7 tRNA genes are annotated in these 616 nt (G+C 51.3%); all 7 read right to left on the bottom strand.

Annotated features, from left to right (window positions below):
- Position 1 precedes the first annotated feature (1 nt).
- A tRNA-Arg gene (locus AB3I20_RS12705) sits at positions 2-75 on the bottom strand.
- 11 nt (positions 76-86) lie between these two features.
- A tRNA-Leu gene (locus AB3I20_RS12710) sits at positions 87-172 on the bottom strand.
- A gap of 16 nt (positions 173-188) precedes the next feature.
- Positions 189-260, bottom strand: a tRNA-Gly gene (locus AB3I20_RS12715).
- Positions 261-270: 10 nt separating this feature from the next.
- Positions 271-343 (bottom strand) — tRNA-Thr (locus tag AB3I20_RS12720).
- A 22-nt stretch (positions 344-365) separates the two neighbouring features.
- Positions 366-447: transfer RNA gene (locus tag AB3I20_RS12725), tRNA-Leu, on the bottom strand.
- A gap of 7 nt (positions 448-454) precedes the next feature.
- Positions 455-527, bottom strand: a tRNA-Lys gene (locus AB3I20_RS12730).
- 3 nt (positions 528-530) lie between these two features.
- Positions 531-603 (bottom strand) — tRNA-Val (locus AB3I20_RS12735).
- Positions 604-616: the final 13 nt, after the last annotated feature.

Below are 616 nucleotides of genomic sequence, written 5' to 3' on the forward strand. Positions count from 1 at the left end.
ACGCGCCCAAGAGGAGTCGAACCCCTAACCTTTTGATCCGTAGTCAAACACTCTATCCAGTTGAGCTATGGGCGCATATGTGTTAATGCCGAGGACCGGAATCGAACCGGTACGGTGATCACTCACCGCAGGATTTTAAGTCCTGTGCGTCTGCCAGTTCCGCCACCCCGGCGTTTTGATAATGGCAAAGCGGAAAACGGGGTTCGAACCCGCGACCCCCACCTTGGCAAGGTGGTGCTCTACCACTGAGCTATTTCCGCATAAACTTGATGCCGGCTAAAGGATTTGAACCCTCGACCCTCTGATTACAAATCAGATGCTCTACCAACTGAGCTAAGCCGGCTTGAATAGTTATATTCATATAATGCGGGTGAAGGGACTTGAACCCCCACGCCGTAAGGCGCTAGATCCTAAATCTAGTGCGTCTGCCAATTCCGCCACACCCGCAAAAATATGAGCCGTACAGGGCTCGAACCTGTGACCCTCTGATTAAAAGTCAGATGCTCTACCAACTGAGCTAACGGCTCATATGGAGGTTAACGGGTTCGAACCGCTGACCCTCTGCTTGTAAGGCAGATGCTCTCCCAGCTGAGCTAAACCTCCATTGATAACTTAA

It is taken from the genome of Enterococcus sp. C50, assembly GCF_040887505.1.
GTDB lineage: Bacteria > Bacillota > Bacilli > Lactobacillales > Enterococcaceae > Enterococcus_B > Enterococcus_B thailandicus.